Source organism: Streptomyces sp. URMC 126 (assembly GCF_051386555.1).
Lineage (GTDB): Bacteria > Actinomycetota > Actinomycetes > Streptomycetales > Streptomycetaceae > Streptomyces.
Genome location: NZ_JBPQTX010001285.1, coordinates 1 through 240, shown reverse-complemented (window position 1 = coordinate 240; position 240 = coordinate 1). Strand labels below are relative to the sequence as shown.

Genomic DNA, 240 nt, shown 5'->3' with positions numbered 1-240 from the left:
CTCCAGGTCGCCTTCGAGTTCGAGGTAGATCTCGCGCAGCCGCTCCAGGGTCTGCTCCTCCGGCTCGGCCCACAGCCCGCGGTCGGCGGCCTCCAGCAGCCGCTCGGTCACCCCGCGCAGCGCCCACGGGTTGGAGCGCTTCATGAACTCCTGGTTGGTCTCGTCGAAGACGTACTCGGCCGCGAGCCGCTGGTACATCCAGTCGTCCACGACCCCGGCCGTCGCGTCGTAGCCGAAGAG

Annotated in this window: 1 protein-coding gene; it reads right to left on the bottom strand. The window is 69.6% G+C overall.

Going from position 1 to position 240, the window contains the following annotated elements:
- Positions 1–240 (bottom strand): cobaltochelatase subunit CobN (locus tag ACSNOK_RS35990; RefSeq protein ID WP_436784858.1); only part of this gene is annotated, 240 nt, incomplete at both ends.